Source organism: Haematospirillum sp. H1815, from assembly GCF_012102705.1.
Classification (GTDB): domain Bacteria; phylum Pseudomonadota; class Alphaproteobacteria; order Rhodospirillales; family Rhodospirillaceae; genus Haematospirillum.
Window position 1 is genome coordinate 121480 of the sequence record NZ_JAAVTA010000002.1, and the last position, 14073, is coordinate 135552.

11 protein-coding genes are annotated in these 14073 nt (G+C 59.6%); all 11 read left to right on the forward strand.

The annotated features are described in order from the left end of the window. Nucleotides 1-5: 5 nt before the first annotated feature. The 11 genes from murD (at nt 6) to HEQ60_RS02945 (ending at nt 13982) form a co-directional block, all read left to right on the forward strand. Nucleotides 6-1409, forward strand: coding sequence for a UDP-N-acetylmuramoyl-L-alanine--D-glutamate ligase (murD, locus tag HEQ60_RS02895; protein ID WP_168069324.1), 1404 nt, complete (start codon nt 6-8; stop codon nt 1407-1409). Then, entirely contained in the window at nt 1406-2545 is a 1140-nt protein-coding gene (locus tag HEQ60_RS02900; protein ID WP_168069326.1) for an FtsW/RodA/SpoVE family cell cycle protein, read from the forward strand. The genes murD and HEQ60_RS02900 overlap by 4 nt, the downstream gene beginning before the upstream one ends. Beyond that, nucleotides 2542-3660, forward strand: a complete 1119-nt coding sequence (gene murG, locus HEQ60_RS02905) for an undecaprenyldiphospho-muramoylpentapeptide beta-N-acetylglucosaminyltransferase (RefSeq protein WP_168069328.1) — start codon at nt 2542-2544, stop codon at nt 3658-3660. The genes HEQ60_RS02900 and murG overlap by 4 nt, the downstream gene beginning before the upstream one ends. Nucleotides 3661-3662: 2 nt before the next feature. Continuing rightward, complete coding sequence (gene murC / locus HEQ60_RS02910; RefSeq protein ID WP_168069330.1) at nt 3663-5093, forward strand: UDP-N-acetylmuramate--L-alanine ligase; 1431 nt, start codon at nt 3663-3665, stop codon at nt 5091-5093. A 20-nt stretch (nt 5094-5113) separates the two neighbouring features. Next, the gene (gene murB / locus HEQ60_RS02915) at nt 5114-6067 is read left to right on the forward strand and encodes a UDP-N-acetylmuramate dehydrogenase (protein WP_416046627.1); all 954 of its coding nucleotides are present in this window, start codon (nt 5114-5116) and stop codon (nt 6065-6067) included. Continuing rightward, on the forward strand, nt 6064-7056 hold the full coding sequence (locus HEQ60_RS02920; protein WP_168069334.1) for a D-alanine--D-alanine ligase: 993 nt from the start codon (nt 6064-6066) through the stop codon (nt 7054-7056). The genes murB and HEQ60_RS02920 overlap by 4 nt, the downstream gene beginning before the upstream one ends. After that, nucleotides 7044-7925: a cell division protein FtsQ/DivIB gene (locus tag HEQ60_RS02925; RefSeq protein ID WP_168069336.1), complete on the forward strand. Its 882-nt coding sequence runs from the start codon at nt 7044-7046 to the stop codon at nt 7923-7925. Before HEQ60_RS02920 ends, HEQ60_RS02925 begins: the two co-directional genes overlap by 13 nt. A 61-nt stretch (nt 7926-7986) precedes the next feature. Continuing rightward, nucleotides 7987-9264, forward strand: a complete 1278-nt coding sequence (gene ftsA, locus HEQ60_RS02930) for a cell division protein FtsA (RefSeq protein WP_168069338.1) — start codon at nt 7987-7989, stop codon at nt 9262-9264. Nucleotides 9265-9443: 179 nt separating this feature from the next. Beyond that, entirely contained in the window at nt 9444-11054 is a 1611-nt protein-coding gene (gene ftsZ, locus HEQ60_RS02935; RefSeq protein WP_168069340.1) for a cell division protein FtsZ, read from the forward strand. 360 nt (nt 11055-11414) lie between these two features. Further along, a complete protein-coding gene (gene lpxC / locus HEQ60_RS02940) occupies nt 11415-12431 on the forward strand; it encodes a UDP-3-O-acyl-N-acetylglucosamine deacetylase (protein ID WP_245183727.1) in 1017 nt (338 codons plus the stop codon). A 132-nt stretch (nt 12432-12563) separates the two neighbouring features. After that, the gene (locus HEQ60_RS02945) at nt 12564-13982 is read left to right on the forward strand and encodes a S41 family peptidase (RefSeq protein WP_168069342.1); all 1419 of its coding nucleotides are present in this window, start codon (nt 12564-12566) and stop codon (nt 13980-13982) included. The last annotated feature ends 91 nt before the right edge of the window (nt 13983-14073 follow it).

Below are 14073 nucleotides of genomic sequence, written 5' to 3' on the forward strand. Positions count from 1 at the left end.
GGCGAATGCACCCAGCGCTGCATTACCTGAAAAGTCGCGTCGCCATCCTGGGACTGGGCAAGTCCGGGCTGTCAGCGGCGCGTGCTCTACAGGCTGTCGGAGCAACGGTGCTGGCGTGGGATGACAATCCCGAATCCCGCAACAAAGCCGCACGCATGGGTATTTCCATTGCCGAGCCATCAGAGAAAAACTGGGTTGGCCTGAAATCCGTTATCTGGAGTCCGGGTATTCCAAGTGTCCTGCCCTCTCCCCACCCGGCGGCACTGCTGGCACGCCGCATGGGCATTCCCCTGGTGTGCGACGTTGATCTTTTGTGCGAGGCACGAACAGACGCCTTTGTCATTGCCATCACCGGTACAAACGGAAAATCCACAACCACGGCCCTGATTGGTCATATCCTGGAACAGGCTGGGCTTCCCGTTGCTGTTGGTGGCAACATCGGGGTTCCGGCCATGGACCTGCCAGACATGGACTGGCGGGGAACCTACGTCCTGGAACTTTCAAGCTATCAGCTGGAGTTGATGCCGCACCTGAAGGCAAACGTGGCCGTATGGCTGAATATCAGCCCCGATCATCTGGATCGCCATGGCGACATGGATGGTTACGTCCGTGCCAAGACAAGGATCTTTGCTGATCAGCCCGCCCATGCCACCAGCATTATCGGCGTTGATGACCCCGACAGCGCCCGCATTTACGAAACGGTATCACGGCACGCCCTGCATAATGTCATTCCCGTACGTACGGGACGGGCGGTCACCGGTGGTATCTTTGTTGCCGACGGCATCCTGTTCGATGCCAGCGAAGGCACGCCCGTTGAAATCTGTGACCTGCGTCCGCTGAAGCGCCTACCGGGGATCCACAACGGACAGAATATTGCCTGCGCTTTTGCCGCAGCCAGGGCACGGGGTGTTGCCGTCCCCGTTATCATAGAAGCGCTGCGCACCTTCCCCGGCCTTCCACACAGGCTGGAGCTGGTCGAGGACATAGAGGGCGTACCCTTCATCAACGACAGCAAGGCAACCAATGCCGAAGCCACAGCCCGCGCCTTGGCCTGCTACGACCGTGTTCTGTGGATCGCCGGCGGGCAGGCAAAAGAAGGCGGCATTCAGGCCCTGCGCCCACTGTTTCCACGCATTCGCCATGCCTTTCTGATTGGAGAGGCTCAAGACCTGCTTGCACAGGAGCTGGGGCAGGATGTGCCCTGGACCAAGTGCTCCGACCTACAGAATGCGGTTGAACGTGCAGACGAAATTGCCGACCACGGCGATGTGGTCCTGTTCTCCCCGGCCTGCGCATCCTTTGACCAGTTCCGGAACTTCGAGCACCGGGGCGAGGTCTTCCGCCGGATTGTTCAGGAACTGGCCGAAGAAGAGTCCGAGGACGTACCCGAAGGAGAAGAGGCAACATGACCCTTCTTCAGTTCACCCGTACCGACACATCGATTATCGGCCGTTGGTGGTGGACCGTGGACAGGGTTTTGTTAACGGTTACACTGCTGCTGGTCATCATCGGGGCTATCCTGCTGATGGCAGCCGGACCGGCCGCCGCAGGACGCATCCATGCCGAACCGTTCCACTTTGTCCGGCGCCAGTTTGTATTCCTTCCCCTGGCCGTGGGCCTTATGTTTGCGGTGTCGCTGCTTTCGCCGCGCTGGGTCCGTCGTGTGGCCCTCGCGGGCTTTCTTGCATCGGTGGCCCTGATGATCGTGGCACCGTTCAGCGGGGTGGAAATCAAGGGCGCAACACGCTGGATCCATCTGGGTGGCCTGTCGATCCAGCCGTCCGAGTTTCTCAAGCCAACCTTTGCCATCGTTGCCGGGTGGATGTTTGCCGAAGGCCGAACATCCGAAGCGTTTCCAGGGTTCCGGGTTGCCAGTGCCCTGTTCCTTGTTGTTGTCGGCCTGCTGTTGATCCAGCCTGATTTCGGGCAAGCTATGGTTGTCACCGCCATGTGGAGCACACAATTTTTCCTGGCCGGGCTGTCCTTGTTCTGGGTTTTCCTGCTGGTTGCGGTCAGTCTTGGCGGGGCGGCAGGGGCCTATTTGATCTTTCCGCACGTACAAAGCCGCGTTGACCGGTTCCTGAATCCGGACGGCGGGGATACCTACCAGATCGAGAAAGCACTTCAGGCCTTTCGCAACGGTGGTATTTTTGGCCGTGGCCCCGGGGAAGGACGGGTCAAGGAGCAGCTTCCGGATTCCCACACAGACTTTATCTTTGCTGTTGCCGGGGAAGAATTCGGGGTTCTGTTGTGCCTGTTGATCGTGGGACTGTTCGCGGTTCTCGTACTACGTGCCATGAGCCGAACCCTGCAGGGCAACAGCCTCTTTGTCCTGATCTCTGTCGGCGGGCTGGCCGTTCAGTTTGGCCTTCAGGCCATTATCAACATGGCTTCCAGCCTGCATATGATGCCAACAAAAGGGATGACCATGCCTTTTGTGTCCTACGGGGGGTCATCCATGCTGGGATTGGCCTTGGGGATGGGCATGGTTCTGGCACTGACCCGACGCCATCTTGCCCTTGGCCCGGGGGGAATACTGCCATGAATGGACAGGTAACATCCCGTGGGCACATTGTGCTTGCGGCCGGGGGCACAGGCGGGCACGTGTTCCCGGCCGAGGCGCTGGCTACAGAACTGTCAAAGCGGGGTTGGTCCCTGACCTTGATCACCGACCAACGCGGGTGCGCCTATGGGGGAACTCTGGGGCAGGTCGAAACATTCGGGGTGTCATCGGCCCAGGTTCTGGGGCAAAGCCCCCTGGCCCGCATCGCCGCCCTTGCTGCTCTGCTGCGTGGAACCTGGCAAGCCCGGCGCATCCTGCAGCAAATACGCCCCAAGGCCGTTGTCGGGTTTGGCGGCTATGCATCGGTTCCAGCCATAGCTGCAGGCACACAGCTTGGTATCCCGGTTCTGATTCACGAGCAAAATGCCGTTCTGGGGCGGGCCAACCGCCTGTTTGCAAAACGGGTTCAGGCTGTTGCCACTGTTTATGACGCGATCCGCTTCCTGCCACCACAGGTTCCGGCAATCCGTGTTGGCATGCCGGTCCGGAGTGGCATACAGGACATTGCAGGAACCCCCTATATACCACCGGGCCCCGATGGCCCCGTTGAACTTCTGGTCTTGGGTGGCAGCCAGGGCGCTCGCATCCTGACCGATGTTGTTCCCGCAGCCCTTGCCTCCCTGCCCGATGCCATACGCACGCGCATTACCGTCAGCCATCAGGCAAGGCCTGAAGATCTGGAGCGTGCCCGCCATGACTATGGCCGTGCCGGCATTGCGGCAACGGTCAACTCTTTCTTTGATGATGTGCCTGAACGTCTGGCACGCGCACACCTGCTGATCGCGCGCGCCGGTGCCTCGACCGTTGCCGAGGTAACCGTCGCCGGCCGGCCTTCTGTTCTGATCCCCTATGGCGCGGCAGCCGATGATCACCAAACGGCAAATGCACGGGCTGTAGAAATCGCCGGTGGCGCGACGGTCATACCCCAGGATTCCTTTACACCCTCGACCCTGACCCATACCCTTGTGCATCTTCTGTCCGCCCCCGAGCATCTGGCTGCCATGGCACGGCACGCCGGCGCGTGGTCCATACCGGATGCTGTTGTCCGCCTGGGCGATGCGGTCGAGAACCTTGCCTGTACCCCGGAGACTGCCTGACCATGCGTGCGATTCCCCTTGATATTGGCCCCCTTCACTTCACCGGCATCGGCGGCATCGGCATGTCCGGTATTGCCGAGATCATGCATAACCTGGGATACGCTGTTCAGGGATCGGATGTTGCCGAGAATGCAAACGTTCAAAGACTGCGGGCGATGAATATCCCGATTTCCATCGGTCACGATGCCGCAAATCTGGGGGATGCAAAGGTTGTTGTCGTCTCTTCGGCGATCCAGCCTGCCAATCCGGAAATCGAAGCCGCACGCACACGCCATCTTCCAATCGTACGCCGCGCTGAAATGCTGGCCGAACTGATGCGCCTGAAGTGGGCCATTGCTGTTGGCGGCACACACGGCAAAACCACAACCACCAGCCTGATTGCCGCCTTGCTGGACACAGCCGCCATGGATCCAACCGTGATCAACGGCGGTATCATCAATGTCTGGGGTACGAATGCCCGCTTGGGCACGGGTGACTGGATGGTTGTAGAGGCTGATGAATCTGATGGCACCTTTACCAAGCTGCCCGCAACGATTTGCGTGGTGACCAACATCGACCCCGAGCATATGGACCACTATGGCCGTTTCGAACGGCTTCAGGACGCGTTCCACACCTTTGTCACCAACATCCCGTTTTATGGCTTTGCCGCCCTGTGCATTGATCACCCGGAGGTGCAGACCCTGATCGCCCGGGTGGCAGACCGGCGCATTGTAACCTATGGCTTCAGCCCGCAGGCCGAGATACAGGGGATCAATGTTGAGGGCGGTGTCAACGGGGCCCGCTTTGATGCCGTGGTAAGAAATGGCGATCCTCACGCATCACGTACGATCGAGAATATCCGCCTTCCCATGTTCGGGGAGCACAATGTGCAAAATGCCCTGGCAACTGTTGCTGTCGGGGTGCGCATGGGGCTGACGGATGACATCATCCGCCGGGCCTTGGTCACGTTCGGTGGCGTCAAACGCCGGTTTACGCGTACAGGCGAAAGTGACGGGGTCACCGTCATTGATGACTACGGACACCATCCGGTGGAAATTGCTGCCGTTCTGAAGGCCGCACGCCAGGCAACACGTGGACGTGTGATTGCTGTGGTGCAGCCGCATCGCTATTCACGCCTGAGGGACTTGTTCGAAGGATTCTGCACCTGCTTCAATGAAGCAGAGGAAGTCATTGTCGCCGACGTCTATGCAGCCGGAGAGGCACCCATCGAAGGCGTTGACCGCATGGCTCTGGTCAACGGCCTGCGCGATCACGGACACCGCAGCGTCCATGCCCTTGAAGGACCAGAACATCTGGCATCGCTGGTCAAGTCCCTGACCGCACCGGGCGATCTTGTTGTATGCCTTGGGGCCGGCAATATTACAACGTGGGCACAGGCCCTACCCCGCGAACTTGATGCCCTGTCCACCTCGGCCGGGAAAGTAACAGCCTGATGACGGAAAGCGCACGAACCATGACCCGAACAGCCGGAACCCATCTGCTGGAGCGCCTGCGCCCCCTGATGGACGGGGTTCGCGGACAGCTTCGTGCCGATTACGATCTGTCACGGGTTACATGGTTCCAGGTTGGTGGCTTGGCCGATATTGTTTTCAAGCCTGAGGATGATGCGGATCTGGCGCATTTCCTGTCCGTGCTGCCAGACGATGTTCCCGTAACCGTTATCGGTGTCGGCTCCAACCTTCTTGTACGGGATGGCGGCATTCCGGGGGTCACCATCCGGTTGGGACGGGGATTTTCCGCTGTCGTATCCAGCGAGGAGCACATCCTGAAGGCCGGCGCGGCAGCCTTGGATGTTCATGTTGCCCGCTTTGCGGCCACACAGGGTTTGTCCGGTCTGGAATTCCTGAGCGGTATCCCCGGAACCCTTGGCGGTGCCCTGCGCATGAATGCCGGGGCCTATGGATGCGAAATGGCCGATATCCTGCTGTCCGCCACCGCCATCGACCGCAGCGGGCACTCTCACACCTTGGACCGGGAGGCCATGGGACTGTCCTATCGCCACTGCGCGGTTCCGGATACCTGGATCTTTACCCATGCCACACTCCGGGGAACACCGGGCTCCAGCCAGGCCATCCAGTCGCGGATGGACGAGATCGCGCAATCCCGCGAAGACACACAGCCAGTCCGGACCCGAACCGGCGGCTCCACATTTGCCAACCCGGACGGCCACAAGGCATGGGAATTGATTGATCGCGCCGGCTGCCGTGGCTTGCGCCATGGCGGGGCACAGGTCTCGGAGAAACACTGCAATTTCCTGATCAATACCGGCAGTGCCACGGCACGTGACCTCGAAGAACTGGGAGACATTGTCAGGCATAAGGTCTGGACCAGGTTCGGTGTGGAACTGCGTTGGGAAATTCGTCGTATTGGGGTCGAAAAACGGACGCCTGCCGGAGACAGATCATGAACCTGGACTTCACCAGCACAACAGCCGCACAACCTGTCAATGCCGCAGCCGTCGAAGAGGTTACACGGCTGCGCGCAAACCGGCGCCACAGGAAGGTGACTGTCCTGATGGGGGGTTTCTCGGCAGAGCGGGAGGTTTCTCTCAGCTCGGGAGCTGCCGCTGTCAGGGCCCTGGAAAGTGTTGGTTATGCCGTGCAGGCGGTGGACGTCTCACGCAATGTCGGGGCCTTGCTGCATCATCTGGAACAAACCAGCCCGGATGTTGTGTTCAATGCCCTGCACGGGCGTTACGGCGAGGATGGCTGCATCCAGGGCATGCTGAATGTTCTTGGCGTGCCCTACACCCACTCGGGTTTGATGGCCAGTGCCTTGGCCATGGACAAGCCAATGGCAAAGAAATTGTGTGCCAGTGCCGGCATCGCCGTCGCACGGGAAAAGATTGTCACGCGGGAGGACTTGATCGCGGGCGATCCCATTCCGGTTCCCTATGTTGTCAAACCGCACAACGAAGGTTCATCAGTCGGTGTTGCAATCATCACCGACACAAAAACCCCACGGCCTTTTGCCACCCACTGGCCTTATGGCGAACGCGTCATGGCAGAAGAGTTCATCCCCGGGCGTGAACTGACAACAGCCGTCATGGGGCACCATGCCCTGGGGGTTACCGAGATCACAACCAGCCACAGTTTCTATGACTACGATGCCAAGTACGCGGCGGGTGGGTCTGCGCATACCTTGCCCGCCAACCTGCCTGCCGATATATACGCCGAAGTACAGCGTCTTGCTGTCGTGGCCCATCATATCCTGGGATGCCGGGGCGTATCGCGCGCGGATTTCAGGTATGATGGAAAACGGCTGGTGATTCTGGAGGTCAATACCCAACCCGGTATGACACCCACATCACTGGTGCCAGAGCAGGCTGCCCTGTCCGGGATTTCGTTTCCCGACCTCTGCGCCTGGATGGTGGAGAATGCGCAATGCGACACATGACCATGGCCATCCCCTTTCTGATCTCCCTACCCGGTACCCGGGCCCGAAAATGGCTGGCAGCAGGTACCATGACCACGGCCTTGGTCATGGCGGCCTGGATGTCTGGTGCCATCGCATGGACGCAGAACATGTTGCGCGATGTAACGCTGGACGGCCTGATGGATATAAGCGCAGACGCCGGCATAAAGCTGCGCCAGATTACCGTAACCGGACGGGGGCGCACAGACCCGGATGACCTGCTCGGTGCCGTGGACCTGCCGCGGGGTGCGCCGCTTCTGGAGCTGGATCCGGCAACCGTCCGGACACGGCTTGAACAGTTGCCATGGGTCCGGCTGGCGACTGTTGAACGGCACCTGCCCGATGAACTCCACATCACGCTGGTGGAAAAAACACCCATTGCCCTGTGGCAGAACGGAAGTGATTTCCGGATGGTCGATGCAGACGGCAGCGTCATCGGCCCCATGTTGCCGGAATACAGCCATCTGCCCCTGATTGCCGGTCGGGGTGCGCCCGATGCTGTCAGCGACCTGTTGACCCTTTTGTCCGCAGAACCCGATATCATGCAGCGGGTCCGGGCAGCGGTCCGGGTTGGATCCCGGCGCTGGGATTTGTGGATTGATGCTGTCGGCGAGGGAGGCACAGAAGTCAAGCTGCCTGAATTTGATACCGGCACGGCCCTGTCGCGACTGGCTGCCATGGACCGTGAGCAGAAACTTCTGGAACGTGGGCTGGAAATGATCGACCTGCGTGTCCTGGATCGTATGATCGTACGTGCCGCACCAACCACGCAGACACGCAGCACACCTGCGGGCAAGGGGCGTACCCGGCCCCCCGCACTGCCGGCAACCGGTCCGGCACGGAATGCCTGACGTTACTAAAACAAAAAAACAGATAAACACATAACAGAGTGCACGGAGACTACAGTATATAATGGCAAGAAACCGCCAACGTAATGATCCTGTTACTGCTCTTGACGTGGGCACGACAAAAGTTGCCTGCTTTGTTGCAACAGCGGATGAAAATGGTGACCTGCGGGTGCTGGGCGTGGGGCATCATCGGTCACGCGGTATGCGCAACGGACAGGTTGCGGATATGGCCCAGCTGGAAGAATCTGTCCGCGCTGCGGTTGATGCAGCTGAACAAACAGCCGGCGTCCGCGTTGGGGATGTTTGCATCAATGTCACTGGCGGAGGCCTGCACTGCCGCAATGTGGATGCAGAGGTCTCTGTTGCCGGTCACGCCATCCGCGACAACGATGTACGCCGCATCCTGGAACAGGGGCACCAGTTCCTTTTGGCCGAAGGTGGCGACCGGGAGCTGATCCACTGCATCCCGACGGGTTACACCATTGACGGGACCGACGGCATTGTTGATCCACGCGGCATGTATGGCGATCGCCTGGGCGTGCGCATTCACATGGTTGCTGCGGGTGGCGGTGCCCTGCGTAACCTGGCCAATGTCATCGATCGTTGTCATCTGCGCATTGAAAGCCGCACGGCAAGTGCCCATGCCTCTGCTGTGGCCTGCACCGTGGATGACGAAAAAGAGATGGGCGTAACCGTCATCGACATGGGCGGCGGGACAACAAGCATCTCTGTATTTCTGGATGGACACCCTGTCTTTGCCGATGTCGTACCGGTTGGCGGGCATCATGTCACCAATGACATCGCCCGTGGCCTGTCAACACCGGCCGGAATGGCAGAGCGCCTGAAAACCGTCTGGGGCACGGTTCACAGCGCACCGGCCGATGCACGGGAACTGCTGAAGGTTCCGCAAGTCGGCGAAGACGAAGACGCAGGCGCCCAGGAAATTCCGCGCTCCGAACTGGTCCGTATCATCAGACCCCGGATCGAGGAAACATTTGAACTGGTCCGCGCACGGCTGTCCACGGCAGGAATGCTGCATGCAGCAGGTCGACGGGTCGTGCTGACAGGTGGTGCAAGCCAGTTGCAGGGACTGCGTGAAATGGCCGAGCTGGTGCTTGACAAACAGGTGCGCCTTGGACGGCCGCGACGGATCCGGGGGGTCCCCGAGAACGCTCTTGGTCCCGCATTTTCCGCCTGTGCCGGATTGCTGCGTTACGCCATACGCGACCAGGCATTCCGGACCGCACCCGCCGATGCCGACATGGCCGGATTGGTGGAAAGAAACGCGCGCCCCAGTCGCGGAATCGGTCGTGTCTTTGGATGGCTGAAAGAAAATCTTTAGGAAAAAGCGCCGGGCCTCTTCCAACGTGGCTCAGGATTATGTACCAAGGAATGTCAAGATACGTAAAACAGAAACCTGACATAATGTAGCGGGATCAAGAACGGTATCAGTACCGCATCCGCACTTTCGTCAAAGGCACTGAACAGAAGCAGAAGCGATCAAGCCCGGAGGCCCACGATATGATAAACCTCACTGTTCCACAACAGGGTGAGCCCCTGCTCAAACCCCACATCACGGTTGTTGGCGTTGGTGGTGCCGGCGGCAACGCGGTCAACAACATGATTGCAGACAATCTGCAAGGTGTTGACTTTGTCGTTTCCAATACAGATGCACAAGCCCTGACCATGGCGCGGACCAACCGCCGCATTCAGTTGGGGGAAACCACGACCCAGGGACTGGGAGCCGGTGCACGTCCGGAAGTGGGACGGGCTGCCGCCGAAGAAACGGTCGAGCAGATCGCTGCAGAAATCCAGGGATCGAACATGGTGTTCATCACCGCCGGCATGGGCGGTGGGACCGGAACCGGTGCTGCACCCGTCATTGCCAGGGTAGCCCGCGAGATGGGCATTCTGACCGTTGGTGTCGTGACCAAGCCGTTCCAGTTCGAAGGCGCCAACCGCATGCGGCTTGCCGAAAGCGGTATCGAAGATCTGTCGCAGTACGTTGATACCCTGATCATCATCCCGAACCAGAACCTGTTCCGGGTTGCCAACGAGAAAACCACTTTTGCCGATGCATTCAAGATGGCAGACAACGTTCTTCACCAGGGCGTGCGCTCCATCACCGACCTGATGATCCTGCCTGGCCTGATCAACCTTGACTTTGCCGACGTGCGCACCGTCATGAGCGACATGGGGCGTGCCATGATGGGAACCGGCGAAGCCACAGGGGAGCGGCGCGCACTGGACGCCGCCGAGGCTGCCATTGCCAACCCCCTGCTGGAAGATACCTGCATGAAGGGGGCACGGGGTGTTCTGATCAACATCACAACCGGCATGGACGTGACCCTGTTCGAAGTTGATGAAGCCGCAAACCGCATCCGCGACGAAGTGGAAGGTGAAGCGCATATCATCTTCGGCTCGTGCTTTGATCCAAGCATGGAAGGCACCATGCGTGTTTCTGTTGTTGCGACAGGCATCAACAGCGAAGCGGCCTGCCTGCCTCAAGCCGCACCAATGCGGCCGGCTGTCCAGCAACAGCCGCAGCCCCAGATGGTTCAGGTTGTGCAGGCTCCCCGTGTTCCGGAACCTGCGCCTGTTCATGCCCCACCCGCCTTTGCCGCACCGGCTCATGCCAACCCTGCAGCGGTCCAATCACCGATACCGGTTCCGGTGCAGGCAGCCCAGACGACAGCGCAACCTTCGTATCAGGCCATGCCCGCACAGGTTTCTGTCAGTGCAACAGCCCAGATGCCACCCAGAAGAGAGGCCGATACCTTTATTCCTGCACAGTCCGCAAGCCATGACCCCTTGGCGTATCAGATGCCACAGCAGCATGGCTATACCTCTGGTGCGGCGGCTCATGCCCAAGCTGCGGCGGTAGCTCCGGCTGCGGCGGTGGAACCCGTTCTATATGCAGAAGAGCGTACAGCCCCGGCCAGCGCACCACGCAACAACCTGTTTGCCCGGCTCAGCCGCCTGGCACATCGGGATGAAATGGCCCCGGCCGAAGCCCATGTCGAGGCTCACCCGGCGGCAGCTGCCCCTGTAGCAGCACAGGCCATGCCGGTAACCCGGCGTGAGGAAGATGAGCTGGAAATTCCGGCGTTCCTGCGCCGCCAGGCCAACTAGTGGCTTTTGTGCTGGATTGCTTCACCCACAAAAGGCCCGGTGCATAGTACCGTTTGCCTGATGTGGCAGAAACGTGCCAACCTGACAGGGAGAGCTTCGGCTCTCCCCTTTTTTCATATATTTGGCAACGCGTTATGCAGGACTAGACTGCACGCTTGAGAAGAAGAATACACGCACTGCAATCAAAATATCCCGCCCCGGGGCGCCCGGGATGAAACATTTCGCAACAATCATTGATTTGCCCTGTTGTCTCCGGGTTGCTAAGCCTTTACCGGTTAAAAAGTTTGATGGCCCGCCTCTATAGGCCGGATGCACTTTGTATCTTGTTCAGATTGTGCCCTGTGGAATCGGATTGTACTGATGATGTTTGATGGACTGGCTGACACCTCTGTTGCCCCCCATGCGGTTGACACCAAGCGGGTGTCCCGTCGTGCCGGAGGGAAAGGGGCCGTCTCGTCGTCATCCCTGTTGCGACAGAGAACACTCAAAAGTACCATATCCTGCACAGGTATCGGGCTGCACAGCGGCATCAAGACCCGCATAACGCTGGCACCTGCCGCCCCGGATACGGGTATCGTTTTCCGCCGCACGGATATCGCAGGCAGCGCAGCCGTAATCCCTGCAAACAGCGATCATGTCCGGGATTCCCGCCTGTGCACGGTTATCGGTGACACTGCAGGCAATACCGTGGCAACGATTGAACACCTGATGGCCGCACTGGTCGCCATGCAGGTAGACAACGTGGAAATCCAGATCAATGGCCCGGAAGTACCGGCAATGGATGGTAGCGCCGCCCCCTTTGTCTTCCTGACAGAATGCGCCGGGATCGTGGAGCAGGATGCCCCGCGCCGGGCCATACGGGTTCTCAAGCCTGTAAGCGTCAGCGCACATGGGGCCGAAGCATCCCTGCACCCGGGGCGAGGCTTCAGCATCGACTTTACCGTTGATTTCCCTGCAGCGGCCATTGGGCGTCAGTCCTGCTCGCTGGACGTAACAAAAACATCTTTCAAGGCTGCCCTGTCACGCGCCCGTACGTTCTGCCTGATCGAAGATCTGCCGAAAATGCGTGACATGGGGCTGGCGCTGGGTGGGTCCCTGGACAACGCCGTTGTGGTCAACGGGGCCGATGTCCTGAACGATGGTGGTCTGCGTTACGGCAACGAGTTCGCCCGTCACAAAGCTCTTGATGCCATCGGTGACCTGGCCCTTGCCGGCCGGCCCCTGCTGGGTCATTACAGCGGCCTGAAGTCCAGCCACGCACTGAACACTGGCTTGGTCAAAGCCCTTCTGGCTGATCCTTCAGCATGGGAAGAGATTGCCATGACAGAAGAAGATCTTGTGCCCAACCGCACCCCTCTCTTCGCAGCCTCAGCCTGATCTCATGCTTTAAGGTTGTTGCCTCTGAAAAAACACGGCTCCTCTGGGACCGTGTTTTTTTGTGCTGGCGCCCGCGGCCAAGTTCTTCCAGAATTCTAGGCAGGCTAGAAGCCAAGGAAACCAGAAAAGACCATGCCGAGGATTATTCCAGTACTGTGCGGCCTTGCCGTACTTCTTCTTGTCCTGGTCTGGACAGAACAACAGGTGCGTGCCGCAGCTCCGGTCTCGCTGGACGGGATTTGGAAAGCCAGCAACCGGCCCGATGTCCTGTGGGTGGAGGCACCCTATTACACGGTCTATCAGATGACCGGCCCCACAACCCTGATCCGCAAGCGGGGTATGGTTGATGACCTGCGCCGCGATGCTTCCGTTATTTCACGGCAGGGCGCCGATGAGCTGATGATCACCAAGGGGGGGGATCTGGTTCCCGTACGTTACCAGCTGGCTGATGATGATACCGTGCGCCGTATCAAGGACCGATCAGTGATGGAGCCGGCACGGGGAACAACCCTGACTCCTGATCTCAATACCATGGTCTTCTTGATGCTGCTGGCCAATTCCAACCGTTCCGAGGAAAGCCCCAACCTGAAGGAACAGGCCGCAGCCATTCTGGAAAACCTGCCCACAGCCAGCATACATGGTTCGGAACTTTTTACCCGCCTGTGCACAGCCTTGGTCGAAAGCGGCGACGACCTGGGCACCATGGTCCGCCCTGACGGGGTACTCTGTGAAGCTGCCCCGTCATCAGCGGGCACGATGCTGAGCCTGTGGAAACAAGCGGGGGGTGCATCCGGTGATACAAGTGATGCAACCAGCCTGGAAGCCTTGCGCGGGGCGTTTATTGCCCATATGAACCGCACCATGCTGGGCGGAAAGGCTGTCTTCAGTGCCCGGGGACGCATTGTAAGGGGAAAACTGGACGATGGATCGGCCTGGCTTGGGGTTCTTGACCTGGAAGGCTTGTCCGAGGAATCAGGGGCCGTTAGAAACACGCAGGTCCTGATCAATGCCCTGAGCGAAGCCCTTGATGATCTGAAAACAGCACCAAGACTGGTTTTGGACCTACGCTTCTCCACCGGAGGAGGATTGTCGACGGGACTGGAACTGGCCAGCCGCTTTACAGATGCCACGCGTGTTGCGTTTCTGGTTGCCCCGGCAAGCCCGCAGGCCGGACTAACCGATGCAGAGGAAATTTACGTAACACCCAGCCTGCGCAGCAGCTGGTCCGCGCCCGTCGCCGTCCTGATCAGCGACCTGACAGCAGGAGCCGCCGAAGCCGCTGTTCTGGCCATGCATGATGTCCCTGGAATTACCCTTGTCGGGGACAACACCCGTGGCGAGCTGGCCGAATCCCATGACTGGGTTCTTCCCAACAACTGGCGTGGCACCCTCAGCGCAACCCGCTTCCTGGCCAGCGACGGCACGGCCTATCAAAAGACCGGCATTCCTCCCGCCGTCAGAACATCGCCGGGCAGCGCCGATACCTTCCTTGATGACCTGGTAGCCGATATCAACCTGGCAATAACACAAATCCCGGCCCTGCCCCGCTAAACAAACGGGTTGGTTGCGGGCGTCGTGTTTCTTCGTCATGGCACAGAGTATCTCTTGCCCCGCAGCCGGACCTGCGTGATATAGTCTGCCG

What these genes read in the sequence shown, in the direction of transcription:
- murD (WP_168069324.1), top strand. Translation starts at nt 6, where the DNA reads ATGCACCCAGCGCTGCATTACCTGAAAAGTCGCGTCGCCATCCTGGGA.
- HEQ60_RS02900 (WP_168069326.1), top strand. Translation starts at nt 1,406, where the DNA reads ATGACCCTTCTTCAGTTCACCCGTACCGACACATCGATTATCGGCCGT.
- murG (WP_168069328.1), top strand. Translation starts at nt 2,542, where the DNA reads ATGAATGGACAGGTAACATCCCGTGGGCACATTGTGCTTGCGGCCGGG.
- murC (WP_168069330.1), top strand. Translation starts at nt 3,663, where the DNA reads ATGCGTGCGATTCCCCTTGATATTGGCCCCCTTCACTTCACCGGCATC.
- murB (WP_416046627.1), top strand. Translation starts at nt 5,114, where the DNA reads ATGACCCGAACAGCCGGAACCCATCTGCTGGAGCGCCTGCGCCCCCTG.
- HEQ60_RS02920 (WP_168069334.1), top strand. Translation starts at nt 6,064, where the DNA reads ATGAACCTGGACTTCACCAGCACAACAGCCGCACAACCTGTCAATGCC.
- HEQ60_RS02925 (WP_168069336.1), top strand. Translation starts at nt 7,044, where the DNA reads ATGCGACACATGACCATGGCCATCCCCTTTCTGATCTCCCTACCCGGT.
- ftsA (WP_168069338.1), top strand. Translation starts at nt 7,987, where the DNA reads ATGGCAAGAAACCGCCAACGTAATGATCCTGTTACTGCTCTTGACGTG.
- ftsZ (WP_168069340.1), top strand. Translation starts at nt 9,444, where the DNA reads ATGATAAACCTCACTGTTCCACAACAGGGTGAGCCCCTGCTCAAACCC.
- lpxC (WP_245183727.1), top strand. Translation starts at nt 11,415, where the DNA reads ATGATGTTTGATGGACTGGCTGACACCTCTGTTGCCCCCCATGCGGTT.
- HEQ60_RS02945 (WP_168069342.1), top strand. Translation starts at nt 12,564, where the DNA reads ATGCCGAGGATTATTCCAGTACTGTGCGGCCTTGCCGTACTTCTTCTT.